This is a genomic window from Lysinibacter sp. HNR, from assembly GCF_029760935.1.
In the GTDB taxonomy this organism is placed as follows: Bacteria; Actinomycetota; Actinomycetes; order Actinomycetales; family Microbacteriaceae; genus HNR.
The window spans coordinates 1,252,010-1,278,556 of sequence record NZ_CP121684.1 but is presented as its reverse complement, the minus strand read 5'-3'; the positions used below and the strand labels follow the sequence as shown (position 1 = coordinate 1,278,556).

24 protein-coding genes are annotated in these 26,547 nt (G+C 55.2%); 9 read left to right on the top strand and 15 right to left on the bottom strand.

The window, feature by feature from the left end; all coding sequences use genetic code 11:
* The first annotated feature begins 6 nt into the window (after nt 1–6).
* Together FrondiHNR_RS05650 and FrondiHNR_RS05645 are read left to right on the top strand one after the other, a co-directional pair.
* A complete protein-coding gene (locus FrondiHNR_RS05650) occupies nt 7–549 on the top strand; it encodes a DUF3515 family protein (RefSeq protein WP_279354266.1) in 543 nt (180 codons plus the stop codon).
* A 106-nt stretch (nt 550–655) separates the two neighbouring features.
* A complete protein-coding gene (locus FrondiHNR_RS05645; RefSeq protein WP_279354265.1) occupies nt 656–1,063 on the top strand; it encodes a VOC family protein in 408 nt (135 codons plus the stop codon).
* Here FrondiHNR_RS05645 and FrondiHNR_RS05640 read toward each other — a convergent pair.
* The 13 genes from FrondiHNR_RS05640 to FrondiHNR_RS05580 all read right to left on the bottom strand — a co-directional run bounded on the left by FrondiHNR_RS05640 (nt 1,060) and on the right by FrondiHNR_RS05580 (nt 16,921).
* Nucleotides 1,060–2,154: a D-alanine--D-alanine ligase family protein gene (locus tag FrondiHNR_RS05640; protein WP_279354264.1), complete on the bottom strand. Its 1,095-nt coding sequence runs from the start codon at nt 2,152–2,154 to the stop codon at nt 1,060–1,062. The genes FrondiHNR_RS05645 and FrondiHNR_RS05640 overlap by 4 nt on opposite strands.
* The gene (locus tag FrondiHNR_RS05635) at nt 2,151–3,263 is read right to left on the bottom strand and encodes an NAD(P)H-dependent glycerol-3-phosphate dehydrogenase (protein WP_279354263.1); all 1,113 of its coding nucleotides are present in this window, start codon (nt 3,261–3,263) and stop codon (nt 2,151–2,153) included. Before FrondiHNR_RS05635 ends, FrondiHNR_RS05640 begins: the two co-directional genes overlap by 4 nt.
* Entirely contained in the window at nt 3,260–3,967 is a 708-nt protein-coding gene (locus FrondiHNR_RS05630; RefSeq protein WP_279354480.1) for a lysophospholipid acyltransferase family protein, read from the bottom strand. The genes FrondiHNR_RS05635 and FrondiHNR_RS05630 overlap by 4 nt, the downstream gene beginning before the upstream one ends.
* A 209-nt stretch (nt 3,968–4,176) precedes the next feature.
* Nucleotides 4,177–5,505, bottom strand: coding sequence for a UDP-N-acetylglucosamine 1-carboxyvinyltransferase (gene murA / locus FrondiHNR_RS05625; protein WP_279354262.1), 1,329 nt, complete (start codon nt 5,503–5,505; stop codon nt 4,177–4,179).
* Nucleotides 5,506–5,571: 66 nt separating this feature from the next.
* Nucleotides 5,572–6,168 (bottom strand): 3-isopropylmalate dehydratase small subunit, encoded by a 597-nt coding sequence (leuD, locus tag FrondiHNR_RS05620; RefSeq protein WP_279354261.1) that lies wholly within the window; start codon nt 6,166–6,168, stop codon nt 5,572–5,574.
* Nucleotides 6,168–7,655: a 3-isopropylmalate dehydratase large subunit gene (leuC, locus tag FrondiHNR_RS05615; RefSeq protein WP_279354260.1), complete on the bottom strand. Its 1,488-nt coding sequence runs from the start codon at nt 7,653–7,655 to the stop codon at nt 6,168–6,170. The genes leuD and leuC overlap by 1 nt, the downstream gene beginning before the upstream one ends.
* A 197-nt stretch (nt 7,656–7,852) precedes the next feature.
* Nucleotides 7,853–8,701 carry an amino acid ABC transporter permease gene (locus FrondiHNR_RS05610; protein ID WP_279354259.1) on the bottom strand — a complete coding sequence of 283 codons (849 nt, stop codon included), beginning with the start codon at nt 8,699–8,701 and terminating at the stop codon, nt 7,853–7,855.
* Nucleotides 8,698–9,345 (bottom strand): amino acid ABC transporter permease, encoded by a 648-nt coding sequence (locus tag FrondiHNR_RS05605; RefSeq protein WP_279354258.1) that lies wholly within the window; start codon nt 9,343–9,345, stop codon nt 8,698–8,700. The genes FrondiHNR_RS05610 and FrondiHNR_RS05605 overlap by 4 nt, the downstream gene beginning before the upstream one ends.
* A gap of 76 nt (nt 9,346–9,421) precedes the next feature.
* Nucleotides 9,422–10,300 (bottom strand): glutamate ABC transporter substrate-binding protein, encoded by an 879-nt coding sequence (locus FrondiHNR_RS05600; protein ID WP_279354257.1) that lies wholly within the window; start codon nt 10,298–10,300, stop codon nt 9,422–9,424.
* Nucleotides 10,301–10,355: 55 nt separating this feature from the next.
* Nucleotides 10,356–11,084, bottom strand: a complete 729-nt coding sequence (locus FrondiHNR_RS05595; protein ID WP_279354479.1) for an amino acid ABC transporter ATP-binding protein — start codon at nt 11,082–11,084, stop codon at nt 10,356–10,358.
* Between the two features lie 461 nt (nt 11,085–11,545).
* Nucleotides 11,546–12,568 carry a TerC family protein gene (locus tag FrondiHNR_RS05590; protein ID WP_279354256.1) on the bottom strand — a complete coding sequence of 341 codons (1,023 nt, stop codon included), beginning with the start codon at nt 12,566–12,568 and terminating at the stop codon, nt 11,546–11,548.
* Between the two features lie 254 nt (nt 12,569–12,822).
* Nucleotides 12,823–15,714, bottom strand: a complete 2,892-nt coding sequence (locus FrondiHNR_RS05585; RefSeq protein ID WP_279354255.1) for a UPF0182 family protein — start codon at nt 15,712–15,714, stop codon at nt 12,823–12,825.
* Nucleotides 15,715–15,763: 49 nt separating this feature from the next.
* The gene (locus tag FrondiHNR_RS05580) at nt 15,764–16,921 is read right to left on the bottom strand and encodes a S16 family serine protease (RefSeq protein WP_279354254.1); all 1,158 of its coding nucleotides are present in this window, start codon (nt 16,919–16,921) and stop codon (nt 15,764–15,766) included.
* Nucleotides 16,922–17,105: 184 nt separating this feature from the next.
* Here FrondiHNR_RS05580 and FrondiHNR_RS05575 point away from each other — a divergent pair, with 184 nt between their 5' ends.
* The 4 genes from FrondiHNR_RS05575 to FrondiHNR_RS05560 all read left to right on the top strand — a co-directional run bounded on the left by FrondiHNR_RS05575 (nt 17,106) and on the right by FrondiHNR_RS05560 (nt 22,179).
* Nucleotides 17,106–18,542 carry a zinc-dependent metalloprotease gene (locus tag FrondiHNR_RS05575; protein WP_279354253.1) on the top strand — a complete coding sequence of 479 codons (1,437 nt, stop codon included), beginning with the start codon at nt 17,106–17,108 and terminating at the stop codon, nt 18,540–18,542.
* Between the two features lie 84 nt (nt 18,543–18,626).
* Nucleotides 18,627–19,520, top strand: a complete 894-nt coding sequence (locus FrondiHNR_RS05570; RefSeq protein ID WP_279354252.1) for a TOMM precursor leader peptide-binding protein — start codon at nt 18,627–18,629, stop codon at nt 19,518–19,520.
* Nucleotides 19,521–19,606: 86 nt separating this feature from the next.
* Nucleotides 19,607–20,593 carry an endonuclease/exonuclease/phosphatase family protein gene (locus FrondiHNR_RS05565; RefSeq protein ID WP_279354251.1) on the top strand — a complete coding sequence of 329 codons (987 nt, stop codon included), beginning with the start codon at nt 19,607–19,609 and terminating at the stop codon, nt 20,591–20,593.
* Between the two features lie 113 nt (nt 20,594–20,706).
* Entirely contained in the window at nt 20,707–22,179 is a 1,473-nt protein-coding gene (locus FrondiHNR_RS05560; protein ID WP_279354250.1) for an aminopeptidase P family protein, read from the top strand.
* Nucleotides 22,180–22,317: 138 nt separating this feature from the next.
* Here FrondiHNR_RS05560 and FrondiHNR_RS05555 read toward each other — a convergent pair whose 3' ends face one another.
* Nucleotides 22,318–22,800: a general stress protein gene (locus tag FrondiHNR_RS05555; RefSeq protein ID WP_279354249.1), complete on the bottom strand. Its 483-nt coding sequence runs from the start codon at nt 22,798–22,800 to the stop codon at nt 22,318–22,320.
* A 124-nt stretch (nt 22,801–22,924) separates the two neighbouring features.
* Between FrondiHNR_RS05555 and FrondiHNR_RS05550 the strand changes: the two genes are divergently transcribed.
* From FrondiHNR_RS05550 to FrondiHNR_RS05540, 3 genes are read left to right on the top strand one after another with little or no spacing between them, the layout of a single operon-like run.
* Nucleotides 22,925–24,211: a CBS domain-containing protein gene (locus tag FrondiHNR_RS05550; RefSeq protein WP_279354248.1), complete on the top strand. Its 1,287-nt coding sequence runs from the start codon at nt 22,925–22,927 to the stop codon at nt 24,209–24,211.
* Entirely contained in the window at nt 24,211–24,753 is a 543-nt protein-coding gene (locus tag FrondiHNR_RS05545) for a DUF1003 domain-containing protein (RefSeq protein ID WP_279354247.1), read from the top strand. The genes FrondiHNR_RS05550 and FrondiHNR_RS05545 overlap by 1 nt, the downstream gene beginning before the upstream one ends.
* Before the next feature lie 10 nt (nt 24,754–24,763).
* Complete coding sequence (locus tag FrondiHNR_RS05540) at nt 24,764–25,975, top strand: Mrp/NBP35 family ATP-binding protein (protein WP_279354246.1); 1,212 nt, start codon at nt 24,764–24,766, stop codon at nt 25,973–25,975.
* A 92-nt stretch (nt 25,976–26,067) separates the two neighbouring features.
* On the opposite strand, the gene FrondiHNR_RS05535 is transcribed toward FrondiHNR_RS05540, so the two are convergent.
* Entirely contained in the window at nt 26,068–26,430 is a 363-nt protein-coding gene (locus tag FrondiHNR_RS05535; protein ID WP_279354478.1) for a Sec-independent protein translocase TatB, read from the bottom strand.
* Between the last annotated feature and the right edge of the window lie 117 nt (nt 26,431–26,547).

Here is a 26,547-nt window from a genome sequence, read left to right as displayed (position 1 = left end):
CCTGAAGTGGTGCAAAACCCCATTCGACGCGGCCCAGGAACGCGTTCCCTCACAGGCATTTCTTTGGTTGCTGTCGCGACACTCCTGCTCGCAGGGTGTGCGGGTGATGTCGCTCTACAGCCCGCGGCAAACGCAAACGATCCCGCGTGCGCAGACCTCATGGTGCAGTTGCCCAAGACACTCGCCGACATGCCCAAACGCAGCACCAACGCGCAATCCACCTCGGCCTGGGGTAATCCCGCCAACGTTCTGCTCTACTGCGGGATCACACCGAGCGGCCCCACAGAACTCCCCTGCACAACCATTAACGGGGTGGACTGGATCACGGATGACTCGCGCGCTCCCCTCTACCGCTTTGAGGCATACGGTCGCTCCCCGGGACTTGAGGTGGTTATCGATACCGAGGGTTTTGTTGATACAGCAGGGACCATCCCCATCGTACCCAGCAACGTTCTTGTAGACCTAGAGATGAGCGCCAAAAAACTCCCGCAGGAACGATCCTGCACCTCGGCCCGCGATCTCAATAACCTCCCCGGAGAGAGCGAATAAGGACTCCTAGGAAGAAGCTAGCGAGGCTTCCCGAAAGGGAACTAAGCGGACCTCACAGCCGGTCCGAGAGCATCAGCCTGAGAGCCGGGCATCCTAGGATAAGTACATGAAGTGGAACCCCCTCGTCCCCGAATTATCCGTACGCAACCTCACATCCAGCCTCCGTTTTTATACCGACGGCGTTGGTTTCTCGGTGAAGTTTACCCGTGACGATCCGCCCTTTGCCTACCTTGATCTCGATGGAGCGCAGCTCATGCTCGAAGAGGATCACGCTACCAGTTGGGTCACCGCCCCCGCCGAGCTACCCAGGGGTCGAGGAATAAACCTACAGATTGAGGTTCCCAGTGTCCACGCGGCACAGAAACGGCTACACTCACTCGGGATACCAGCTTTCCGCGAAATTTCTGAAAGCTGGTACCAAACGGCAGACGCGGTGGAGGGACAGAGTGAATACCTCGTACAGGACCCTGACGGTTACCTAATCCGCCTCATCGAGGTGCTCAGTATTTCCTAGCTTTTCTGAAGTGAAAGCTCGATAAGCTCCGTGATTAATTCGGGGTAGCTCACCCCGGACAGCTGCCAGCAGGTGGGAAACATCGAGATCGGGGTAAAACCCGGCATGGTGTTAATCTCGTTAATAACGGGCCCGTCCGGCGTGAGAAAAAAGTCAACACGTGACAGTCCCTCGCACCCCAGAGCGTCAAACGCACGGGCGGCGTGCTCCTGTAGCGCGGCAAGCTCGCTCTCTGTCAGCTTCGCGGGACAGACCAGATCCACACCGGGGACACTCAGGTATTTTGCTTCGAAATCGTAGAAGTCACGCCCGGTTACCACAATCTCCCCCGCGACCGATACGCGGGTGGGGCTTTGCTTGCGACCCTCAAGAACGGCAAGTTCAATTTCACGACCCACCACGGTGGATTCGATGAGCACGCGGGAGTCTGATTTAAAAGCCTCCTCAAGCGCGGCATCCAGCTGGTCAAGCGAGCTCACCTTGCTCACACCCACACTCGAACCCGCCCGCGAGGGCTTCACAAACACCGGTAATCCCAGATCGTCGATGGCGCGAACAACAGCTTTCTTATCCTGTTGAACCTCACTTCGTGTGACGGTACGCCACGGTGTCACGGTCAGACCCGCGCTCTGGAAGATGAGCTTGGCAAAGTGCTTATCCATACTCATAGCTGAGGCAAGAACCCCCGATCCCACGAAGGGAATCGAAAAAAGTTCCAGCATTCCCTGGATCGTTCCGTCTTCCCCGTAGGGGCCGTGCAAAAGCGGAAAGACGGTATCTATGTCTCCGAGCGAGTGGGTCTCTCCCTCAGTATCTGTTACCCGGAGCTCACGATCATCGCTGTTTTCTGGCCAGTGAACGCGGGTTCCGTTGTCCAACACCCGGGGCATGTCATCCGGGTTCAGGGCAAATTGAGCCGCGTCATCGTTCGCAAGAATAAAAGCCCCACTCTCGGTTATTCCCACGGGGATAACTTCAAAACGTTCACGGTCGATAGCCGATAGCACCCCGCTAGCGGTGGCACAGCTAATCTGGTGTTCACTCGATCTCCCGCCAAAAAGCAGGGCCACTCGTGTTTTCTGCGCAGTCATCGATTGCCTTTCAAAGATCGAACCAGTTTTTTCCAACGACCGGTATGGGAGGGGGCAATGGCTTCAGGGCTTTCCGGGGTGGGTATGCCGTCTTTGGTGGTGAGGTGCGGGGCCAAGCGATCCGGGGAAAGAGTTCCGTTAATCACCCGTGAAACCTGCTCCACAATAGGCATTTCAACCCCCCTGCTGTGGGCGAGGGCAAGGATGGGAGCAACGGACGATATTCCCTCCGCGGTTTGACTCATCTGCTTCACAACATCGTCCAGCGAAAACCCCTGTCCCAGAAGACGCCCGGCGGTGTTGTTTCGAGAGAGCGGCGATTGACACGTGGCAATAAGATCCCCGAGTCCCGCAAGCCCCTGAAGCGTCGTGGGTTCGGCGCCAAAAGCAACGGCAAAATCCGTCATTTCTACCAGACCGCGGGTGATAATGGAGGCCTTGGTGTTTTCACCGTGCCCCACACCGTCAACAATTCCAATCGCCAGGGCGATCAGGTTTTTGAGAACACCACCAAATTCGGTTCCGACCACGTCCACATTAACAAACGTTTTAAAGTAGGGGGCGGCCGACGCCATTGCCACAGCCTGGGCAAGTGGCAGGCTGCGCGACGAGGCGACCGCGGCGGTGGGTTGCTCCTGGGCAAGCTCAAGGGCCAGGTTCGGACCGGACACAACGGCAATCCGATCGGGGTCAATGTCCAGGGTCTCCTCAATCACCTGGCTCATACGCAGATTGGTTCCCTTCTCAACCCCCTTAACAAGACTCACAAGCGCCGCATCTCCGGCCAGAGCGGGCTCAAGCAGCCTGAGGTTTTCGCGAAGCTTCTGACTCGGCACCGCCAAAAAGACCAGGTTGGCCTCTTCCACAGACTCCGCCAGGCTGCTCGTAGCATTAACCGAGAGAGGCAGGTTAATGCCGGGTAAATAAGAACTGTTTCGTTTGGCAATCGAGATTTCCTGCGCCACTTCAGGCCTACGCGCCCACATCACAACGTCACAGCCGGCATCACCAAGAATTTTTGCGAAACTGGTTCCCCAGCTCCCCGCACCCACAACCGCAACCCTACGACGACGGGTATTTCGTGATACTCCTGGAGCTTCGACTTTCAAAACTTACCCGTCTCTGTCTGGTTATTTTGGCTAGGATCCCAGCGCTCAGCGGGTGGCTTTTCGTATCGAATCTGGCCAAGCAATTCGGAAATCGCCGACATCAGCCTGTCGGTTGCGTCGGCAAAAGCCTTCTGATCGAGCGGTTTCCCCTCAAAGTCTGAGAGGTCGACCGGATCACCAATAATCACAGTGATTCGCTTACGAGGAAAAGGGCGGATTTTCTTGCCATAGCGGGGCATGAGTTCTTGGGTCCCCCAGTGAGCGCAGGGGATCAGCGGAATACCGTGCTGCAGGGCCAGGCGCACTGCCCCCGTCTTGCCCCGCATTGGCCACAGGTCGGGATCTCTCGTGAGCGACCCCTCTGGGTAAATAATAACGCCACGGCCTTTTTCAACAAGTTCCTCAGCAGCACGGATCGGCGCGGCCGTGCCCCCACGATTGGAACGTTCCACGGGAATCTGACCCGATCTACGTAAGAACCAACCCAGCACGGGAACTTTAAAAAGACTGGCCTTTGCCATAAAACGAGGAGCCCTACCCAGATGCCACACCGCGGCGCCCATGGCAATCGGATCGATCTCACTATAGTGGTTCGGAGAGAGAATAAATGCACCCTCTTGCGGGAGCTTTTCACGGTTTACATAGCGATACCCCACCATAAGAGACCACAGGGGAAGTATCAGCGTTGCAAGCACCCAAAACATTGAGGGCCGTGATTTCTCCCGGCTCCTACTTGAGGGGGTGCTGTGTAATGCACCGTGGGGTGCGCCCTGAGTTTTAGCCACGCTTTTAATTATTCCTTATCTGCTACCACCACGGTGCATACGACCCGGCATATCTCGACAAGGCAGCACGGCTCACCGGATACATACCGCAAACGTGTCTGACCGCGAACCCCGTAGGAGATAACGCTCTATCCTTCAAAAATAAAATGCGCGCCAAGAGCACGAAGCTTACCAATGAAATCCTCGTATCCGCGTGAGATAATTCCAACGTTACTCACAGTGGATTGTCCCTCGGCGGTGAGCGCAGCAATGAGGTGGCTAAAACCACCGCGCAGATCAGGAACCTCAACGTCTGCTCCGCGGAGCTTTGTGGGTCCGGTAATAACCGCTGCCTGCTCAAAGTCTCGACGCGCAACCCGGCGCTGATAGCCCTCAAGTCCCTCTTTATAGACCGTGATATCGGCACCCATTTTGTTGAGGGCATCGGTAAACCCAAAGCGATTCTCATAAACGGTCTCGTGAATAATCGAGGTTCCCTCGGCTTTTGTGAGAGCAACCACAAGAGGCTGCTGCCAATCCGTCATAAACCCGGGATGAACGTCTGTCTCAATCACTACGGGCTTGAGCGTGCCTCCGGGGTGATAAAAACGGATTCCATCATCCTCGATCTCAAAAGCCCCTCCCACCTTACGGAAGATGTTGAGGAAGGTCATCATCTCCTCCTGGCGGGCCCCGCCCACAAAGATGTCGCCCTCGGTTGCCAAAGCGGCAGCAGCCCACGAGGCGGCCTCGTTACGATCAAAAATAGCGGAGTGTTTGTACCCTACAAGCTCTTTAACACCCTCAATAAAGATCACTCGATTGGGTTCCACGTTAATAATGGCACCCATCTTCTGCAGGATAGCGATGAGATCCATGATCTCGGGTTCAATAGCCGCGTTCTTCAGCTCTGTGGTACCCTCGGCCAGAACAGACGTGAGCAAAACCTGCTCCGTTGCTCCGACACTGGGGTAGGGAAGCTCTATGTTGGCTCCGCGCAGTCCATCGGGGGCGGTCATACGGATTCCGCTCGGCAGTTTCTCAACGACCGCACCAAACTTACGCAGTGCATCCAGGTGAAAATCAATCGGACGATCACCGATACGGCAACCACCAAGATCAGGGATAAAAGCCTCACCCAGGCGGTGAAGCAGCGGCCCACAAAAGAGGATGGGAATACGTGAGCTTCCCGCATGGGCATCAATATCAGCCATGTGTGCCGACTCAACGTTGCTGGGGTCCAGTACATAGTCCCCGGGAGTATCACCCTTCGTGATCTGCACGCCGTGCAGGGAGAGCAAGCCCGCAACCACCCGAACGTCGCTGATATTGGGAACGTTACGCAGGAGGCTTGGCGTTTGACCAAGCAGCGCCGCCACCATCGCTTTGGTGGCTAAGTTTTTAGCACCGCGAACCTCGATACGACCTCGCAGAGGAAGGCCTCCGTTAATGATGATTTGATCAGAGGTAAGTCCCACTCTCGCTCCTGCCTTGTACGCATCTGATGCGAGATCTTTATCTATCGTGTTTATATTCGTCAAAATTTACTTCACCGGGAGTGTTCGGGGCCGCCAGGTCTGACGGCGCGCTTCAAATTGTGTAATTTTTTGCTCATTACGGAGGGTAAGGGCTATATCGTCAAGTCCTTCTAATAAACGCCATCTAGTGTAGTCATCAATACTAAACGGCACCACCAGCTGAGTCATTGTAGCCACCCGATCCAGCAGGTTAATGGTTATCTGCTCACCGGGGTGGGCCTCAATAGCCGCCCACAGCTTCTCAATATTTTCTTCTTCTACCTGGGCAGCAAGCAGACCCTGTTTCCCCGAGTTACCGCGGAAAATATCACCAAAACGTGAGCTCAAGACGGCCCGAAACCCGTAGTCACGTAGAGCCCATACGGCATGTTCTCGAGAGGACCCCGTACCGAAATCGGGTCCCGTAACAAGAACAGAAGCGTTCTTAAAGGCCTCCTGGTTTAAAACAAAATCGGGTTCCTGCCGCCACCGTGCGAATAGGGCATCGTCAAAACCCGTCTTTGTTACCCGTTTGAGGTAGGCGGCCGGGATAATCTGATCGGTGTCAACGTTGGAGCGCTTGAGCGGAGCCGCAATACCCGTGAAGGTGGTGAACTTTTCCATTATGCGCTGACCTTTCCCTCGGAGGCCGCCGGAGCGTCGTGCGTGACGCCCATTTCTGCGTCTCGAATAAGATCCCAAGGACTCGATAGGGTACCGCGGATAGCGGTCGCCGCTGCGACCAGGGGCGATACCAGGTGAGTTCTCCCGCCCTTTCCCTGGCGACCCTCAAAGTTCCTGTTACTGGTGGAGGCGCAACGTTCCCCCGGCTCGAGCTGGTCGGGGTTCATCCCCAAGCACATTGAGCATCCTGCAAATCGCCACTCTGCACCAAAATCGGTAAAGACCCGATCTAGCCCCATAGCCTCCGCCTCTAGGCGCACCCTGGCCGAACCTGGAACGACCATCATTCGCACGTTATCGGCCTTCTTTTTACCACGGATAATATCGGCGGCGGCACTCAAATCCTCAACTCGACTATTGGTGCACGATCCGAGAAAGACGGTGTCCACCCGAATATCTTTCATCGGGGTTCCCGCGGTTAAATCCATGTACTCCAGCGCCCGCTCAGCATTACTACGCTCATTGGGATCGCTGAGTTCAGCCGGATCGGGCACCGAATCGCTCAGCGGCACACCCTGACCGGGGTTGGTCCCCCAGGTTACAAAAGGCTCCAGCGCGCTCGCATCAAGAAATATTTCGGCGTCAAACTCTGCGCCCTCATCGGTGGGGAGGGTTTTCCAATAGGCCAGTGCTTCTTCCCACTCACGACCCTGAGGGGCGTGAGTGCGACCCTGAACATAATCAAACGTGGTCTGATCGGGAGCAACCATGCCGGCGCGAGCACCCGCCTCAATTGACATGTTACAAATGGTCATGCGTCCCTCCATAGAGAGGGAACGAATCGCGGAACCGCGATATTCCAACACGTAACCCTGTCCCCCGCCGGTGCCAATCTGTGCAATAACCGCAAGGATGATGTCCTTGGCCGTCACGCCGGGGCGCAATTCCCCCTCAACATTAACAGCCATAGTCTTAAAAGGTTTGAGGGGCAACGTTTGGGTGGCCATCACGTGTTCCACCTCGCTGGTTCCAATACCAAAGGCCATCGCACCAAAGGCACCGTGAGTTGAGGTATGGGAGTCACCACACACAACGGTCATGCCGGGCATGGTGAGACCCAATTGGGGGCCCACTACGTGGACAATACCCTGTTCGGCATCACCAAGCGAGTGGAGGCGCACCCCAAACTCAGCGCAATTTTTGCGGAGCGTTTCGATCTGAATACGACTGGTTGGATCCTCAATCTGCTTGGTGATGTTGAGGGTGGGGGTGTTATGATCCTCCGTGGCAATCGTAAGATCTACGCGACGAAGCGGCCGACCAGCAACCCGCAATCCGTCAAAAGCCTGCGGACTTGTCACCTCGTGGATCAGGTGAAGGTCGATATAAATGAGATCGGGTGTACCATTTTCTCCACGGACAACAACGTGGTCGTCCCACAGCTTTTCAGCCAGAGTACGCGGTTTATGGGTTTTGTTTTCAGTCATTGTGTATTCTTCTCGGGGTAGTTCACACCGCTCCTCAACAGTAGTGGCGTGAAATCTAGTCGGGCCACGACAAGACTCCGCGACGGGTACGGTCCGTAAAATATTTAGGACCCGTCGCGGCCACTAAGGAGAAGAAGCCGTGAGAACTGCATTACCACAGGATATCACTCGTTTGTCCTCGGTAGGTTAACCTACAGCTAGAGTTCAGCCGCGGCGACCGGGCGACCGGGCCCGATCCTTGAACTGCGCCGTGAACTCCTCTCCACCCATTTTGCAACACCCGACAGAATAAGACACAGGCCCACGTAGATCACGCCCACCACAATCGCCGCAGGAATAATCGGAGATCCAAATTGTACCTGGGTTCCCAACCGCTTGGCCTCGTAAAGAAGCTCCTGATAGGTCACTAAAAAGCCCAGAGCGGAATCCTTGAGGATAACCACCAATTGCGCAATGATCACGGGCAACATGGCCCGAACCGCCTGGGGCATCAGGATAATTGACATCACCTGCGACTTGCGCATTCCAATCGCGTATCCGGCTTCACTCTGCCCCCGGGGAAGCGACTCCACCCCGGCACGGAAAACCTCGGCAAGAACCGCACCGTTATAGAGGGTAAGACCGATCACGACCGCGATAAAGGGAGTGATGAATGTGAACCCCAGAGGCGGCAGGCCGTAGTACAGGATCATCATCAGAATCAACAGGGGGGTGGCGCGAAAAAGCTCAACCACCCAGGTGCAGGGCACCCGAACCCACACGTGACGAGAGAGACGTCCAATTGCCAGCAAAAAGCCCAGGATAAGGCTTAGGGCGGCACCCACAACAAATGACTGTAGCGTAGCAATGGTGGCATCAAGCAGTCCCTGCTGCACGAGCGGATAGGTAAAAATACTCCACTTTTTTGCATCAAACTGCCCGGTTTCATAAAACTGCCACAGAACAAAGCCCAGCGCTACCGCCACCAGCGCTAGGACCAACCAGTTCAGAAGCCGATTTACCCGCAGGGCACGGGGACCCGGAGCGTCAAAGAGTACGCTGCTCATCGCGCCACCTTCCATTTACTTTCCAGTTTTCGCTGCCACAGCGATAGTAAGCTCACAAGCAAGATAAAGATCAGGGCAACCCATAACAGACCCACAATGGCGGGTTCGCCTCGTTCCGATAGATAGTTCTTGATGGCTCCGGCCTCCATTACGGAAAAACCGGCCGCCACCGTGGTGTTCTTCAAAAGCGCAATAAAAACACTCATCATAGGGGGAATAACCGCACGAAAAGCCTGCGGCACAATGACCAGAGTCATGGTTTTCCCGAAGGGTAGACCGATTGCTCTGGCTGCCTCTGCCTGTCCCACAGGAACCGTGTTAATGCCCGAGCGCAGCGTCTCCGCCACATAGGTAGCCGTATAAATACTCAGAGCAATAATCGCAAGATTCATATAGCTAATCTCGGGCAACTGAAGTTTTGGATAACCAAAAGCAAAGAAAAACATGAGAAGCGTGAGGGGCGTGTTACGAATCGTGTTCACATAAAACGTTCCTACCGCACGCATTGAGCTCACGGGGGACACTCGAAAAGCACCCACAATACTGCCCAGGACAAGGGCAATCACTGCAGAGCAGAAAAAGAGAATCAGCGTGTTCTTGAAGCCCTCGGTGAACACATCGAGGTTATTAAAGAGCGTATCCACCGGGGCGCCTTCCGTCACGGATGTAAAAACGTTGAAAGAGGGGCTGTGACACCCTGAGGTGTCACAGCCCCACCACCTAATAAGCGTTTACTTGAGGCTGTTCAACCTTGGTTCCGGACTCACCCAGAGTGTTGTTATAGATTGCCGTCCAGGTGTCGCCCCCTTCGGTCAAAGTCTCATTGATATACGCACGCAGTACATCATCGCCCTTCTTCAGGCCGATACCGTATTCCTCCACGGTAAAGGGAGAGCCGACAACTTTAAGGTTTTCAGGATCCTGCGCCGCGTAACCGATCAGGATGGCCTCGTCGGTTGTGATCGCGTCTACCTGTCCGTCGTTCAGAGCCTCGACACACTGCGAATAGGTGTCAAACTCGACCGTCTTGGTGTCGGGGAAATTAGTCTTGATATTCTGAATCGGCGTGGAGCCGGTGGCCGAGCATACACGCTGACCCGCCAGGTCACTCTCGCTCTTGATCGTTGTGTTATCTGCAGCAACAAGAAGCCCCTGTCCCGTGACAAAGTAGGGGCCAGCAAAATCAACCTGCTGTTTACGGGCATCCGTGATCGAGTACGTTCCGACATAATAATCTATATCACCGTTCACGATGGCAGACTCCCTGCTCACGCTCGGGATAGCCTTAAACTCTATCTGATCGGCGCTAAAGCCGAGCGAGGCGGCAAGCCATGTAGCAATCTCCACGTCAAACCCGCTACGTTCGCCTGTCGCCGCGTCGAGATATCCCAGGTTGGGTTGGTCTTCTTTGACACCAATAATCACACCGTCACGTTTTGTCATGGCCTCAAAAGTGGGGCTACCCTCAAGCGCAACGTCGGACACTACCGCAAAATCTGCCTCAGAAGTACTCGAGGAGCTGGGGGTTCCGTTGCTACAGGCGGCCAACGTCAGTGCGGCTGCCAGCCCCGTTCCCACCATCAATGCTTTTTTGAACATACATCTTCCTTTCATCGTGCTGCCCGTGAGACAGCGATTGTGGATATAGCCTCACCTAGTTGGTGAGCAGCTTCGAGAGGAAATCCTTCGCGCGGTCGCTCGTGGGGTTCGTAAAAAACTCCTCGGGACCGGCCTCCTCAATGATTTCTCCATCGGCCATAAAGACCACGCGATCCGCTGCGCGACGGGCAAACCCCATCTCGTGTGTGACAACGATCATTGTCATGCCCTCCGCGGCCAACTCCACCATGACATCGAGCACCTCATTGATCATCTCGGGATCAAGGGCCGAGGTCGGCTCGTCAAAAAGCATGACCTTGGGTTTCATTGCCAGCGCACGTGCAATTGCCACACGCTGCTGTTGGCCACCGGATAGCTGAGCCGGAAGCTTATTTGCCTGGGCAACAACCCCCACACGCTCGAGCAGGATGTGGGCGGCTTTCTCTGCGTCTTCTTTCTTCTGTTTGCGAACCTTGATTGGTCCCAGAGTTACGTTCTCCAGGATGGTCTTGTGCGCAAAAAGATTGAAAGACTGAAACACCATACCCACATCGGCACGCAGGTGAGCAAGGCCTTTTCCCTCCTCGGGCAATTTCTTGCCGTCGATAAGGATCTCTCCCGCGCTCACCGTCTCCAACCGGTTGATGGTACGGCACAGGGTAGACTTTCCGGATCCCGAAGGGCCAATAACCACTACAACCTCACCCTTATTGACCGTGAGGTTAATATCTTTTAAGGCTTGAAACTCTCCGTAGAATTTCTCGACGCCCTCTACGACGACCAGAGGTTTACCAATCGCAGCCACGATAGGGTTACTGGTCGTCTCAAAAGCACCAAGTTGCGCAACATCGCGTGAATCTTTCATTCCACCTAAACTAGCGGCAACCGGGCGCCCTGCACCTCACCCCACTTCACTTTGTTACCTAGCCGAAATAAAACTGTTTCCAACATTTAATAAAAAGAATCATTGCGATTTGCGTTAGTTTTATGAACTTTATAATTTAAAAGCGTAATATTTTGGTTATTTTCAAAACATAATCATATTTCATTAATCATATCGAAGGAGCATCAAACCAATCGCACAGAGCAGTCCTGTCGCGCTGTTTCGTCAACGGAAAAACTAAAATTCGGGACACGTATATCAATCCGCGTCTGACGGATTTCCTACAGCTCTCACGGCAATAAATGCCCGGATCGATCAACTAATTCGTCACAACAAGATTCCGAGATCGCCAAAAGGCCCGCCTAGGGATGCCCCAGCCGCATTCCAGAATCAGAAGAGTTGCTACCCGACCCTCCCCTACGGCGCGCTTTTATCAGGCTGGCAATGGTCGCCAGGGTCATTGCAACCACAATCACACCAAGCGACACCCAGGTGTTTATCTCTGGCGCCCACTCCACCGCTTGCCCGCCGTTAATAAAGGGCAGCTCATTAACATGCATAGCGTGAAATACAAGCTTGACACCGATAAAGGCCAGAATCACCGCTATACCGTATTTAAGGTATTCCAGCTTATCCAGGAGTCCACCGAGCAAGAAGTAGAGTTGCCGCAGTCCCATGAGCGCAAAAATGTTAGCGGTAAACACGATAAACCCACTCTGCGTAATTCCAAAGATCGCGGGAATAGAGTCAATAGCAAAGAGGAGATCAGTTGTTCCGATGGCGATAAACACCAAAAGCATCGGGGTCCAATACCGAGTTCCGTCGATGGTCGTACGGAACTTAGTGCCGTCATAATCATCAGTGATATTAACGCGACGGCGAAGCACGCGGGTGGCAAAACCCTCTTTGTGACTCTCTCCCTTTTTCTCGGGAAGAATTTGTTTCCACGCGGTATAGACCAGAAAGACACCAAAAACATAAAAAATAGCACTGAAATTTTCGATGATCTGCACGCCAACAAGAATAAAAATTCCACGCAGTATCAGAGCAAGGATGATTCCCACCATGAGCACCTGCTGCTGGTGTTTCTTGGGTACCGCAAACCTTGTCATAATGAGCACAAAGACAAATAGATTATCGATGCTGAGACTGTATTCTGTGAGCCATCCCGCGAGGAACTCTGCCCCGTGCTGAGCGTCTCCAATCCAAAACATTGCCCCGGCAAAAAGAAGCGCCAAGAAAACATAAAACCCCACCCATAGGCTGGACTCTTTCATTGAGGGAATATGGGGGCGCTTGGTTACTATCGCAAGGTCGAGCAGAAGAATGACGGTGAGAACCACCATCGAGGTAATCTCAAACCACAGAGGGAGAGTAGTTGACACAGGGTTCCTTTTCAGAGGTTAAATGAGCTTGGGTACGTGAAGATCACGAATGTCTCTCCCCAGCGCACGGTAGACGCTGCGCCGAACCCGGAACCACATACTTAGTGTGGAACGTATTGACGGATACGGCGATCTGGGATACTCCCTCTCGCACAAACGATGTTATCAGCTAGTTCCTCACGAAGAAACAGTACACAATACGGAAGGACGACCCACGCTCGTGGGCCGTCCTTCCGTATTGTGTGATGGTTGAGCTATTGACCGAGCTCGAGAGCGCGGTTCAAAGCTGCCTGAAGACGAGCATCCGCTTCGCCGTAGGCTGTCCAATTGCCCTCAACCCGAGCGGCATCACGAGCCTCAAGGGCCTGCTTCATATCCTGCAGAACCGCTTGTAGATCGCTATCGGCTGAGGTCGCCGGGGGCTGGGAGCCACCGTCGGTACCCGTAGCACCGTCTGCGGGCGGCGTTGTGGCCCCGGGGACCCCAATATCACCAGCTACAGCGCCTGAGTCTCCACCAAAGAGCTGGTCAAGAGCAAGATCAAGCGTGTCTTCAAAGGCGATCTTGTCACCGAAGGCCACCAGAATCTTCTGCAGCACGGGGTAGCTCGTCTCAGCCTTTGACTTGACGTAGACGGGTTGTACATAGAGCAACCCGCCACCCACAGGCAGTGTGAGCAGGTTTCCACTGATCACGTCTGTCTGGCCACCGTTGGTGAGAATGTTAAGAACACTCGATACCTGGTTATCGGTGGTGAAGTTATTCTGAACCTGTCCCGGTCCGGGAATCGTATCTCCCTTGGGCAGGGTGAGCAGCTTGAGGGTTCCGTACCCGTCTGCTATCTTTCCCGCGGTACTTCCAGCGTTTGCATCAGCCGTCAAATAACCGGTGAGCACGTTCCGTGTGCGCTCACCCGTTGCTTTAGGAATATAGGTGGAGTAAATCGAGTACGTGGGCGCGGCATCTTGTCCCGGCGAGAGTGTCAGGTAATAGGGCGGCTGCAACACATCTTCGGTACCTCGTGATACCGGGTCGTTAGGCGTGCGCCAGGCGTCCTCCTGCGAGTAAAAAGCACCCGCATCCGTCACGTGATATTCACCCAAAATAGCCCGCTGAACTTTAAAGAGATCGGACGGGTACCTGACGTGACTCAGCAGATCTCCGCTCATTTCTGAGACCGGCTTAAACGTATCGGGGAAAACCTTCATCCACGTTGCCAGGATAGGGTCGGACTCATCCCAGGCGTAGAGTGTGACCTTACCGTCATATGCATTTACCGTTGCCTTCACCGAGTTACGGATGTAGTTGATGTCGTCAAACGCCAGGCTCCGCTGCGCGGTATCACTGTCGGTAATGAGGTCGCTCAGCCTCTGAACCTTAGAGTAGGGGTAGCTCTCGGAGGTTGTGTATCCATCAACTATCCACACTAATTGACCATCAACAACAGAGGCGTAGGGCGCGGTATCAAGGGTAAGAAACGGTGCAGCCTTCTGCACCCTCGTGAGGGGGGCACGATCGTAAAGAATCTGCGATCCGCTCGTCACATCACTAGAAAGAAGAATCTTTTCTGATTGGAACTTTAACGCGTAGACAAGGCGCTTAAAAAGGTTGTCGAGCTTCGGTCCACCGTCACCCGCGAAGGTGGTGCGTGTTTGGTTCTCACCGTCGGTACCCGAGGGAAAATCCAACTCAATATCACGGTCGGTGCCACCAACAATGGAATACTCCGGGGAAAACTCGCCAAAATACACCCTCGGCTCAAAGTCACCAAGAACACCGCTGGTGGGAATGCCCGACTCCATAAAAACGGGGAGCCCATCCGCTGAACGCTGATTTCCGTAGGCGGCAACCAGGCCATATCCGTGGGTGTAGACCAGGGTCTGGTTAACCCAACCCTCCTGGTTTTCGACGTTTACCTCGCGAACACCCACAACAGCATCCTGCACGGCACCGTCAATCATGTAGCGGTCAACGCTCAGGGTTGGGCTGAACTTGTAGTAGGGTCGGATCTGCTCTAGCTGCGCCACAGTGGGAGACACGATACTCGGGTCAAGAATTCGAATGTTAGCAGTGGTAACCGCGTCGTTGCGCAGAGCGCCCGGCTCAGCAGTTGTCACGGCATCATAGGGCTCCACAACCACATCGGAGAGCCCGTAGGCATCCCGGGTGCCATCGATATTGCGCTGTAGATACTCGGTCTCAAGAGCTTTTTCACTCGGTTGCACCTGGAACCTCTGAACAACCCAGGGGTACAGGTTACCGATCACGAGGCTACTCACGACCAGCAGCGCCGTACCCACAATGGGAAGACGCCAACGCCCGTTAATCGCCGTAATAATAAAGAGCACGGCAACCAACACCGCGATACCCGCCATAATCGCCCGGCTAGGGATGGTGGCGTGCACCTCGGTATACCCCGCACCCGTAAACAGGTTGCTTTCCGTAGTCATGGTGACATACTGATCGAGCCAGAAGCTGACTCCCTGAACGATCAGATAGAGCGCCGCAAGAACAGCAATCTGAATACGAGCACTCTTGGAAACGCGGAAGTCTTTGCCGGTAATGGAGATACCACCGTAGAGATACGAGGTCGCAATCGAGACGATCAGGCTAATCAGAAGCACCGCAGAAACGAACCCCACAACCCCGCGGTAAAAAGGTAGCTCAAACATGTAGAAGGACACGTCAAGGCCAAATTGGGGATCGGTGACACCCGCGGGAGTGCGGTTGATCCACACCAGTGCGCTCTCCCAGCGGGTGGCTGCTGAAAGTCCCGCAAAAATTCCGAAGACAATGGGAATACCAAAAGAAGCAAGCTTACGAAGCGGCTCGATAACCTCTTGATAACGGTCTAGCTGAGCGTTCAGTTTGGCGTAAACGGGACGCTTACGATAGCTCAATTCAATTGCAATATACACCGGGATTGCCATGGCAAAAAAACCGATAATAAACAGTGCAATCGAGGCTATCCACTGGGTGGCCATGACGTGAAAGAACCCAAGTTGTTGAAACCATAGAATATCGGCAAAAATGCCAGATAGGGCTAAAAATCCCACCAGAAGAACGCCCACAATTATGGCGGTAATTATCAGGGGAGAGCGTCGCTTCCGAGGGGTCTCTGGTCGGCTATCTGCGGGAATAGTCAAGCTAAGGCCTTTACACTAGTTGTTGGGTGGAACTCAAGTCTATCCGTTTCTACTCGACGTTAGCTGGACACCGAGGCAGAGACCCCGTGTCTTCACCCCTGTTCAGAGTATTTAAAACGTTCATCGAGTCGGAGAGCGTCTCCACAGCAAAGATTTCAGTACCCTCCGGTAAGCCATCGCCCAAATCGGCGCAATTCTGCCGGGGAAGGAGAAAAATCGTGGATCCGGCCTCGTTCGCCGCAAAAAGCTTTTGCCTGGCCCCGCCAATGCTTCCCACCGTTCCGTCGCTCGTTATAGTTCCGGTTCCCGAAATGTTTTTCCCCGCCGGGAGGTTTTGTGGGGTCATTTTGGCAATAATGCCCAGCGCAAACATCATGCCGGCGCTTGGCCCACCCACATTTTCAAGGTGCATCTCAATGTCAACCGGAAAATCGTATTCATCGACCACTCCTATACCCGCAACAACAGTCTTCTCTCCAGTGTCTGTTTCCAACGTGGTAGGGGTTACAAGCGCGTCTTGCGGAACTCCGTCACGAACAATGCTGATAGTGGCCGGGACTTCGGTTCCGTTTTGCGCGAGGAGCTCACGTAACCGTGTGATGGTGGAAACGCTCTCACCGTTTACCGCAGTAATTGTGTCCCCGACCTCAAGAACACCCTCAGAGGGCCCCTCGGACGAGACCGAGCCCACTGTCAGCCTGGTGATAAAGGGAATCTGCTGCTCGTTCAGCGCAGCCGCAATTGCTGTCTGCTGCGAGTTGGCCATCAACACACGATTTTCTTCGGAGCGCTGCTCGGTAGTCACCGTGTCGGGGAAAAAAGCCTCAAGTGGCATCACCCGCTTGGCGGGGTCAAACCAGGTCAGTGCAACGGAGACCCAGTTGGGAGTCGCCTCGGGATTTCCCACGAGTGAAACGGTCAGAAGATTAAGCTGACCCGTTACCTTATAGGTTTCTGCCCCTGTGACGGAGATGACCGGCACGCTCTTACCGTCAACCTCCGTAACCCCCAGGGTGTTGTGAACGGGCCCCGGCTGCTCAATAACGTATGGAGAAGGCAGCAGGGCAAGCACGGCGATCGCTGCTCCCGCACAGATCGTCAAAAACAGTGAGATGCGGCGTCTTTTACGAACCGTCGCCGTTGGTTTTGAGCCCCCGCCCTTCGGTGTAGCGCCTGTCTCTGGGGGAAAATAGCTTTCGTGAGACACCGGTATCCTTCCGTGAGGTCAAAAACGTGTTCGCCGCTAGCACAACACTATCTGGCTCCAAGAGAAGCTTTTTCAGCGCCAATAGAGCTTGCTCGGACTAGCGTAGATACTAACGCTAAACCCTTGACGTACTCAGCATGCGGACAGGGCAACAGCTTACACGCACCACACGAGCGAGGACACCATGGCTGATAATAATCCAACCGATGACGACAACCTATCGCCAGAAGACGAATTTCAGAAACTCCTACGCGACCTTCTCTCGGGGAAACCCGTCGAAGGATTTCCCGAGGGGATGGCTATCGACCCGGCACAGTTTGCCAGCGCTGCGGGTATCCCCAATGACCCGGCGGCTCTTGCCGCTCTCTTCTCTAACCTGCAAAACGCCATGAACGCTGCAGACGACAGCATCGATTGGTCTCTCTCGCTCAACAATGCGAAGTCCATTGCGCTCCCCACAACACGCGAAATTACTGCCGAGGAAAGGACCTCTCTCGACCAGGAGCTTCAGGTCGCGGCCCTGTGGCTCAGCGAAGCAACAGACATCACCGAATTGGCGGAAGCCCCGCGCCTACTCACCCGTACCGAGTGGATTACCCGCACCATGCCAACCTGGAGCGCACTCGCAGAGCCCGTCGCCCTCAGCATCGCCAACGCCCTCACAGACGCCATGCAGGAAAACGCCCCCGAAGAAATACAGGCGGCACTCGGTGGAGCCAGCAAACTCATCCGAAACATAGGCGGGGCCCTCTTTGCTACCCAGCTGGGTCAGGTGGTGGGTCAACTCTCACAGGAAGTGGTGTCTGGCGGCGACATTGGGGTGCCGCTCATTGAGCACGATATCGCCACACTACTCCCCCAAAACATTGCCGATTTTGCCGATGGCCTTGATGTCTCTATCGATCAGGTACGCCTCTACCTGGCGGTTCGTGAGCTAGCACACGCGCGCCTCTTCAGGCACGCAAAGTGGCTCCGACTGCACCTCATCAGTGCCATCACCGACTACGCTCGCGGCATTCACATAGATATGAATAGCCTTGAGGAATTTGCCTCTGACTTCGACCCGAGCAACTCCGAGGAACTCCGTCAGGCACTCACAACTGGTGCTTTCATCCCGGAAAAAACCGAAGCTCAACTTGCCGCCCACGTTCGCCTAGAGAGCATGCTCGCCCTCATCGAGGGATGGGTAGACGTTGTCACGGCCGCGGCCACCTCCCGACTTCCTCGCGCAGCTGCCATAGCCGAGACCGTTCGACGCCGACGCGCTACCGGAGGTCCGGCAGAATCCGCCTTCTCAACGCTTGTGGGCCTTGAGCTACGCCCGCGACGCCTTCGCGAAGCAGCCGCCATGTGGGCGCGGGTGACCGAGTTAGGTGGGGCATCCGTCCGCGATGACCTCTGGGACCACCCCGATATTCTTCCCACCTCTGAGGAGATTGACAACCCCGATCTACTCCTTATGCGTCTGGGACTCATCGATGGAAACGCCGACAGCGCAGATAAAGATGAGTTTGAACAGGCGCTTGCCGACCTTCTCAGTGATACAGACACCACTCGTCCCGTAGAGGACGACCACGGTGGGATTATCTCTCGCGATGACGGCCCCGAGGAAGAAAAATAGCGAAAACCAGTCGCCCCAGAATCAGTCACGATTCCCTGTGGAAAACAAAATAGAGCCTCCGTCTGTTCATGGCACTATATCGTCATGTATCTACAGATTGATTCTCGGTGGCCGCTCGTGTGGAGGTCGCCCTCTACGTTTCAATGCGGCATAGATTCCCCTCGCGCCGTCATCACCGATATCGATGGCGCAGAGGAGCAGCTTGTTCGCCTGCTCGCACACGGCACTCGCATATCAGATCTCCATCGTCTGGCACGCACACAGGGTCTGTCACAAGCACGGGTCGACCAGATCCTCAAGGAGCTCTCCAGCGTACTTATCCCGCCGGCTGGACACAGTGGTGACACGAAAACATCCTCACACGGAGGCTCCTCCTACCGAGAGAATTTTCGCAATGTAAACGTCATCATTCATCCCGAATCCGTTGATAATCAGATTATGCGTGCTGTTTTTACCGCTGCGGGGGCACAGGTCTCCCTTGCTTCTTCCGCACACTCCACTCCACGCGAGCACCCTTTCACTCGCACATTAGAAACACCACTCCAAAGCAGTACCACCGCTGTGTCGCTCCCGCTCATGCTCATCTGCGCGCACTTTGCGGTGCGGCCCCGTCTTTATCAGCAGTGGGTTCACCACGACACTCCGCATGTTCCGGTGGTCTTCTCGGATAGCAGCGTTCGGGTGGGCCCCCTCGTTGTCCCGGGCAAGACCGCTTGCCTGTTCTGCGTTGACCTGAACAGGCGCGATAACGAGCCCGAATGGCCAACAATAGCAACCCAATTGCTCGAGAGAAAAGCACCAACCCACACCGCCGCACTAACCTCATTGGCCGCTTCCCTGCTGGTCAAGAGTGTTGAATCGTGGGTTGCACAAGGGAGATCCGAGCTTCTCAATCAGCAGGCCTCAATCTCTTACGACACTCACGCGATTAGCCACACACGGGTAGACACCCACCCACTCTGCACGTGCTGCGACTGAAAAACTGCATTACACAAGAAACTCACACTTGCCGTGATACTAGCGTTGAGTTATTTATCAGCCTAGACCATTAGAATAAAAATATTATGGGTCGATTCATTTCCGCAATTCTATTGCTAGCTTTCCTTGTTCTGGGAGTGCTCCTTACCTGGCCACAGCTAGCAGGCCTTGAGCAGACCATAGGATTTGCGCAGGTGATAGCCCTCCGCGGGGCGGCCATTGCCGCAGCTATTGCAGTCATAGTGTTGGCCACCATTCTCTCCGTGATTATTCGACCACTTCGAGGGTTTCTGGCGGGACTCATTGTCATACTTATTCTCTTTGCGATTGCAAATACCGCAATCCTGGTTACCCGGAGCTTCGGGGGCAATAGTTTTGGGACAAAAACACCCTCCTCGCTCACCCTGGGCACCTGGAACATCGGTGGCGATGCGGTGAGTTCAGAGGTGGTTGCCCGCTTCTCCGTTGATAATTCACTTCAGGTGCTCTCACTTCCTGAAACAACCGCGGATACAGCCCAACAGATAGCCAACACGGTGGTTCAGCTCGGTGGGCCGCACATGGCAGTGCACCACATCAGCACGGGGGCGGCAGCGGCACGCTCAACAAGCCTCCTCATTTCAGAGGAGTTGGGCCGCTACCAAATGACCAACACCCTCGGCAATACTTCCACGCTGCCCTCTCTTGTGGCCACTCCGCTCGGCGACCCCGCACTGCCCACACTCGTGGCGGTACACACGCACTCACCCCTGGTCGAAAAAATGGAAACATGGCGTGCGGACCTGTCGTGGATCGACACGGTGTGCCAGAGACCAAACACAATTCTCGCGGGTGACTTTAACGCAACGGTTGACCACTTCGGCATAAAAAACACCTGCACTGACGCTGCGCTCTCCACAGGGCAGGCCTTCTTCGGCACCTGGCCCACAGCATTTCCGACGCTACTGGGTACCCCAATCGATCGGGTTGTCTACACAACCGAGTGGAAAGCTGACGGATTCAAGATCGACCAGACGCACGATCGCGCGGGGAGCCGCCACCGGCCGGTAGTAGCACAACTCTCGCGTCGTTAATACCCCCCATAACCCGTGCGACACAGTACGGTACTCATTCTTTACTTTATTCCACCAGGCAGTGACTACATCGCATCTGTATCCCGCAGCACACGCCCACCAAAAATGGCAGAATGGAAACTATGACTTCCTCCACTCCCGCGACCAACGACGCGACCAAAACAGCATCCCCCCAGACGACCGGCAGCTTACACCCGTCGGGAGCCACAGACGAGGATGCGGTCGCCATTAACAACAGCAACCGCTCCACCACACCGACCTCGGATGAGTTCACTCGCTACATCATGAGTGGCTGGGCGGAGCACCCTGACCAGCTCCCCTCCGAGCGAGCACAGGCGCCCTTTGCGGCGGCCCGTCGAACAGCGCTATCAAGGCGGTATCCGGGCAAACGTATTGTCGTACGTGCGGGTGAGATGAAACAGCGCTCGAACGACACTTTCTATGGGTTCCGTGCGCACTCGGCGTTTAGCCATCTGACGGGCTGGGCTGCAGACAGCGAACCCGGTTCCATCCTTGTTCTTGACCCCGAGGGTGACGCTCACACGGCAACTCTTTACTTTCGGGAACGTGCGGGACGCGAATCCGAGGAGTTTTACGCAAACCCCGAGATTGGCGAATTTTGGATCGGGCCACGGCCCTCCCTCAAACAGGTTGCTGCGGATCTCGGCATCACAACCCGAGCACTCTCCGAGTTCAGTGCGGACGCAGATGATGTAACGCTGTCCGATGAAACCCTCAGCCGGGACCTCTCTGAACTCCGTTTAGTAAAAGACAGCTACGAAATTCAACAGATGCGAGATGCGGTCGACGCAACCGGCCGCGGTTTTAACGACATTATCGCCCAGTTTAAAAACATCATTGGTGTAGATCGCGGAGAACGCCTGATAGAAAGCGCGTTTAACACCCGTGCACGCCTCGACGGCAATACAGTCGGATACGACACTATCGCTGCCAGCGGTTCACACGCGTGCATCCTGCACTGGACCCGCAACGATGGGACAGTCACCGACGGTGATCTTATCCTGATTGACGCCGGGGTCGAACTCGATAGCCTCTACACCGCAGATATCACCAGAACCCTGCCCGTTAACGGAAAATTTACACCCACCCAAAAAGCCGTCTATGAGGCCGTTCTTGAGGCAGCGGATGAGGCTTTTAAAATTGTGCGACCGGGCATTCGCTTCCGCGAAATCCATGCTCGGGCGATGGAGGTCATCGCACGCCACACATCAGAGTGGGGATTCCTCCCGGTCAGCCTTGAGGAGACGCTAAGAGAGGGTTCTCAATACCATCGCCGCTACATGGTTCACGGCACAAGCCATCACCTGGGTATCGATGTTCATGATTGTGCTCAGGCACGGCGCGATCTCTACATGGACGGTGTCCTCGAAGAAGGAATGGTGTTCACTATCGAGCCAGGCCTATATTTCCAGCCCGATGACCTCACCGTCCCAGAAGAGTTCCGGGGAATCGGGGTTCGCATTGAAGACGACATCCTGGTAACCGCAGAGGGGGCAGAGAACCTCTCCGCAGGAATTCCCCGCACGGTCGATGATGTTGAGGCCTGGATCGCGCGCATCGGCTAGCCGCTTTGAGCGAGAGCAGGCGGGGCAGTAACCGAGAACTGCCCCGCCTGCTGTTTTAATACCTCATGCTCTTGAAGACGTCACACAGAAGAAAAAATTCTTACTAGCTCAAGGACGTTCTTCATTAAGAGAAAATGGCTATTTTTGATCGCTTGAATTTAAAATATTGCGTGCTCGATTAACGTACTCGGGGTCAACCACCACGTCATAACGCGACGCGATGAGCTGCATCACAGAGGAGAAGTCTCTGCGGTTGCGATTCATCGCGTAGGAGAGTACACCAAAGAGCATTCCAAAGCCGGCGCCGATAATAACGGCCGCGGCAAAGATCGCTAAAATTCCAGCGTTCTCTGGCTGAAAGAGAAAAAGGATGAGTCCAAAGAAGAGGCCCAGATACGCACCGGATAGCGCCCCCATGAGGGCAACCTTCCCGTAGCTGAGCTTGCCCGTCACACGCTCCACGCTCTTAATATCGGTGCCGAGGATAGAAACCTGATTAACCGGAAAATCGGCACGGGCAAGATGATCAACGGCCAGCTGCGCCTCATGGTAGGTGTCGTACGAAGATACGACCTCTCCCTTTGGCAGGGTGGGAAATTGGTTGAGTCCGCGTGCTGACATAGGCGATTGTGTGCTCATACTCTCCATTGTGGCACGGACCGGGTCATAGGTCACCCATCTATTATTATGTGTCTCGATCTATGCTCGCAGCCCGCTACGCTCAGTTGCCGGGTAAGTTAGTGGTGTGAGCACAAGCAGAGTTTTTGTTGGGCGCCTATCGGGGTGTGGCGTTTTTGATCCTGTTGGCGATCGCGTCGGGCGAGCGAGAGACGTGATTGTTGTTTATAGAAACTCGGGGGCACCACGGGTTGTGGGAATGGTCATTGAAATCCCCGGACGAAAACGCGTTTTTGTCTCCATCGGGAGGATCACCTCTATCGGAGCAGGACAGGTCATTACCACCGGCCTCATTAACGTGCGCCGTTTTGAACAGCGTGGTGGTGAGGTACGAATTATTTCGGAAATGATCGGGCGTACGGTTGACTTCGTGAATGGAGGTGGCGAGGCCACCATTGAGGACGTAGCCATCGAAAAAAATCGAACGGGAATCTGGGAGGTCAGCAGTCTTTTTGTGCGCCAACGCAGAAACGGAGGCTCCCCTTTCAGCAGAGGAAACACGAGCATTGCCTCGTGGAACGAGGTGCGGGAACGTACCCTCCCGGGAGGGACTCAATCCGCCGAGCACCTCATCGCAACCTATTCAGATCTCAAACCGGCTGACCTGGCGGGAACCCTCCTCGACCTTCCAAGGGAAAGGATGCTCAGTGTGGTTGCTGAACTTCCTGACGATAGGCTCGCAGATGTTCTCGAGGAGATGACCGAGAGCGACCAGATAGTCATCCTCGCCTCGCTCAACGATAAACGAGCCGCGGACGTTCTAGACAACATGCAGGCGGATGACGCCGCCGATTTGATCGCACAGCTTCCCGAGGCAGAGGGCGAACACCTACTCACCCTTATGGAGCCCGACGAGGCCGACGACGTTCGCATGCTTCTCACCTACGACCACGACACCGCGGGAGGCTTAATGAGCCCCGACCCAATCGTAGTTTCAGCGGAAGCAACCGTGGCGGAAGGCCTGGCCCTCATAAGCAAACACGAACTCGCTCCCGCCATGGCTGCTGCGGTCTGTGTGACGCTTCCCCCGTACGAAACCCCCACCGGGAAGCTTCTTGGCATCGTCCATTTTCAACGTATGCTCCGCTATCCACCGCACGAACGGCTCGGCAATCTGGTTGACGAGGGACTTGAGGTACGTGTGGACACTCCGGCCACGGAGGTCTCACGCATCTTGGCCACGTATAATTTAGTGTCAGTTCCTGTCATTGACTCTGATGACCGTCTCATGGGAGTGGTTACCGTAGACGACGTGCTCGACCATCTCTTACCCGATGACTGGCGCAGCTACGAGACCGCTGACAGGTTAGATAGGCAAGAGTCTGTTGTGAGTGATCTGAAGGGAGGTCGCTGATGGCGCGTCTACGCTCACAGTATAACTTTGATTCTCCCGTCCGCGCGGGCCGCAGGCGCGGCTCACCGCAGCTCACCGTGGTACGAAACGAATCGTTTGGCCGCTGGACAGAGGGCATCGCCCGCGCGATGGGTACACCCTGGTTCCTCTTGGGGCTCACACTATTCTGCATCGGCTGGCTTATCTGGAACACTTACACTCCCACCAGCCTGCGTTTTGACTCCGCCGCGCTGGGATTCACCGCACTCACGCTCATCCTCTCGCTCCAGGCGTCCTACGCTGCTCCCATGATTCTTCTGGCGCAAAACCGTCAAGACGATCGAGATCGTGTTCAGATGGAGCAGGATCGTCAGCGAGCCGAACGTAATCTTGCCGACACCGAGTATCTGGCGCGTGAGGTAGTTGCGCTGCGGCTGGCCATCCAAGACCTAGCCAGCAAAGACTTTATCCGGGCCGAGCTGCGCACCCTTCTTGAGGAGCTTGATCCCCCTCACGAGGACCTCGAAACGTCCCGCCATCCCCACTCACCGCGCGACCTCTAAGGCTTACGCATTGTCAGAAATATCAGCTTCCGAAACCGTCGCTCACAACATCCGGAGGGCGCTCGCAACCGTTATCGATCCGGAAATTCGTAAACCCATCACCGAGTTGAACATGGTCGGCGATGTGACAGTAGAAAACGGTAACGCCTCCGTGACGATCAAGCTCACGATTGTGGGATGCCCCGCCGCACGAGCGATCGAACGCGATGTAACAGAGGCAGTCCTCGGAGTGCCCAGTGTTGCAGAGGCGTCTATCACCGTCACCGTGATGACAAGCGAGGAGCGTGGCGCACTGATTGAGCGCCTGCGTGCGGGAAAAGGAGCACGGAATCAGCAATTTGGGCGTGACAGCCTCACCCGTATCTTTGCGGTAACCAGCGGAAAAGGTGGTGTAGGCAAATCCACGTTGACCGCTAACCTTGCGGTTGATCTGGCACAGAATGGCCTCTCTGTGGGCATTATTGATGCGGATGTCTTTGGGTTCTCTATTCCCGGAATACTTGGACTGGTCGATAACCAGGGCCATGCACAAAAGCCCACGCGCGTGGGTGACATGATCCTGCCCCCGATTGGCCACGGCGTAAAGGTCATCTCTATCGGCATGTTCTTGGAGGGAGGAGATGCCTCTTCGCGAACGGTTTCCTGGCGTGGACCGATGCTGCACCGTACCATCCAACAGTTCCTCACCGACGTTTATTTTGGTGACCTCGATGTGCTTCTTCTTGATCTCCCCCCTGGCACGGGTGATGTTGCCATTTCAATTGGCCAGTTGCTCCCGCAAGCCGAGGTCTTAGTGGTTACAACTCCACAATCGGCAGCGGCCGATGTTGCGGAACGCAGCGGAATAGTGGCTCGACAAACCGGGCAAAAAGTAATCGGTGTTATTGAAAATATGTCGGGAATTGTTACCCCCTCAGGCGAGGTGCTTAATATCTTCGGTGAGGGTGGCGGCGCAGAGGTGGCCCGCCGTCTCTCCGAGGGAAAGGATTCTTCGGGAGAGCCCCACGAGGTTTCCCTACTCGCGAGCGTTCCCCTGAGCGTCCCCCTACGGGAGGGGGGCGATAGTGGGATTCCCGTGGTACTCAGCGCCCCCCACGACGCATCTTCTCAAGCCATACACCGGGTAACGGAAGCAATACTGTCTCGAAAACGTCATCTCACAAGACGTAAACTGCCGTTTTCGACCGGGGAAGGCGGCGGAGCGCGCCCTTCAGGCTGGTAAGTCCTGCATCAGGCAATACCGCTCACGCCCACAGGGGCACGGAGAGCACAGAATCTTGCGTGCCACACCCGCGCAGGGTACAAAAGGGCTTCCTAGGTCGCCTCTGAGTCGAAGTTCAGCGGAGCGCTCTGATCCACTATAGGAGAGGGCCAGCTTCTGCTCGTCGCCCCCGCACCGGCCGCTGGAAGCTCAACACCTCGGTTGGGAGAAAGAGCGGTGGGGGACGGCTGCTCTTCAAGTAACGCGTCCCGGATAATTCGGCGCGGGTCGTATTGTCGAGGGTCTAATTTTTTCCAGTCAACCTCGTCAAATTCGGGCCCCATCTCCTCACGCATACGGTCTTTGGCTCCATCGGCCATAACACGAAGCTGTTTAATCAGCCGAGCGAGCTTAGCCGCGTATTCGGGTAGGCGCTCAGGACCCAGCAAAAAAACGGCGAGTAAGCCGATCACCATAAGCTTTTCAAACGTGAGTCCCACACAACTACAGTAATACGTTTTATATTCGCCCGGGGCACTGCCCAGGAGTATTGACACATTTGTTGGGGTCACTCCCAGCGTGCCGCTACCCGC

Excerpts from the sequence above, each read along its gene's own strand:
- FrondiHNR_RS05565 (WP_279354251.1), top strand. The coding sequence starts at position 19,607 with ATGGGTCGATTCATTTCCGCAATTCTATTGCTAGCTTTCCTTGTTCTG.
- FrondiHNR_RS05610 (WP_279354259.1), bottom strand. The coding sequence starts at position 8,701 with ATGAGCAGCGTACTCTTTGACGCTCCGGGTCCCCGTGCCCTGCGGGTA.
- FrondiHNR_RS05570 (WP_279354252.1), top strand. The coding sequence starts at position 18,627 with ATGTATCTACAGATTGATTCTCGGTGGCCGCTCGTGTGGAGGTCGCCC.
- FrondiHNR_RS05640 (WP_279354264.1), bottom strand. The coding sequence starts at position 2,154 with ATGACTGCGCAGAAAACACGAGTGGCCCTGCTTTTTGGCGGGAGATCG.
- FrondiHNR_RS05555 (WP_279354249.1), bottom strand. The coding sequence starts at position 22,800 with ATGTCAGCACGCGGACTCAACCAATTTCCCACCCTGCCAAAGGGAGAG.
- FrondiHNR_RS05600 (WP_279354257.1), bottom strand. The coding sequence starts at position 10,300 with ATGTTCAAAAAAGCATTGATGGTGGGAACGGGGCTGGCAGCCGCACTG.
- leuC (WP_279354260.1), bottom strand. The coding sequence starts at position 7,655 with ATGACTGAAAACAAAACCCATAAACCGCGTACTCTGGCTGAAAAGCTG.
- FrondiHNR_RS05575 (WP_279354253.1), top strand. The coding sequence starts at position 17,106 with ATGGCTGATAATAATCCAACCGATGACGACAACCTATCGCCAGAAGAC.
- FrondiHNR_RS05535 (WP_279354478.1), bottom strand. The coding sequence starts at position 26,430 with ATGGTGATCGGCTTACTCGCCGTTTTTTTGCTGGGTCCTGAGCGCCTA.
- leuD (WP_279354261.1), bottom strand. The coding sequence starts at position 6,168 with ATGGAAAAGTTCACCACCTTCACGGGTATTGCGGCTCCGCTCAAGCGC.
- FrondiHNR_RS05545 (WP_279354247.1), top strand. The coding sequence starts at position 24,211 with ATGGCGCGTCTACGCTCACAGTATAACTTTGATTCTCCCGTCCGCGCG.
- FrondiHNR_RS05645 (WP_279354265.1), top strand. The coding sequence starts at position 656 with ATGAAGTGGAACCCCCTCGTCCCCGAATTATCCGTACGCAACCTCACA.
- FrondiHNR_RS05630 (WP_279354480.1), bottom strand. The coding sequence starts at position 3,967 with ATGTTTTGGGTGCTTGCAACGCTGATACTTCCCCTGTGGTCTCTTATG.
- FrondiHNR_RS05560 (WP_279354250.1), top strand. The coding sequence starts at position 20,707 with ATGGAAACTATGACTTCCTCCACTCCCGCGACCAACGACGCGACCAAA.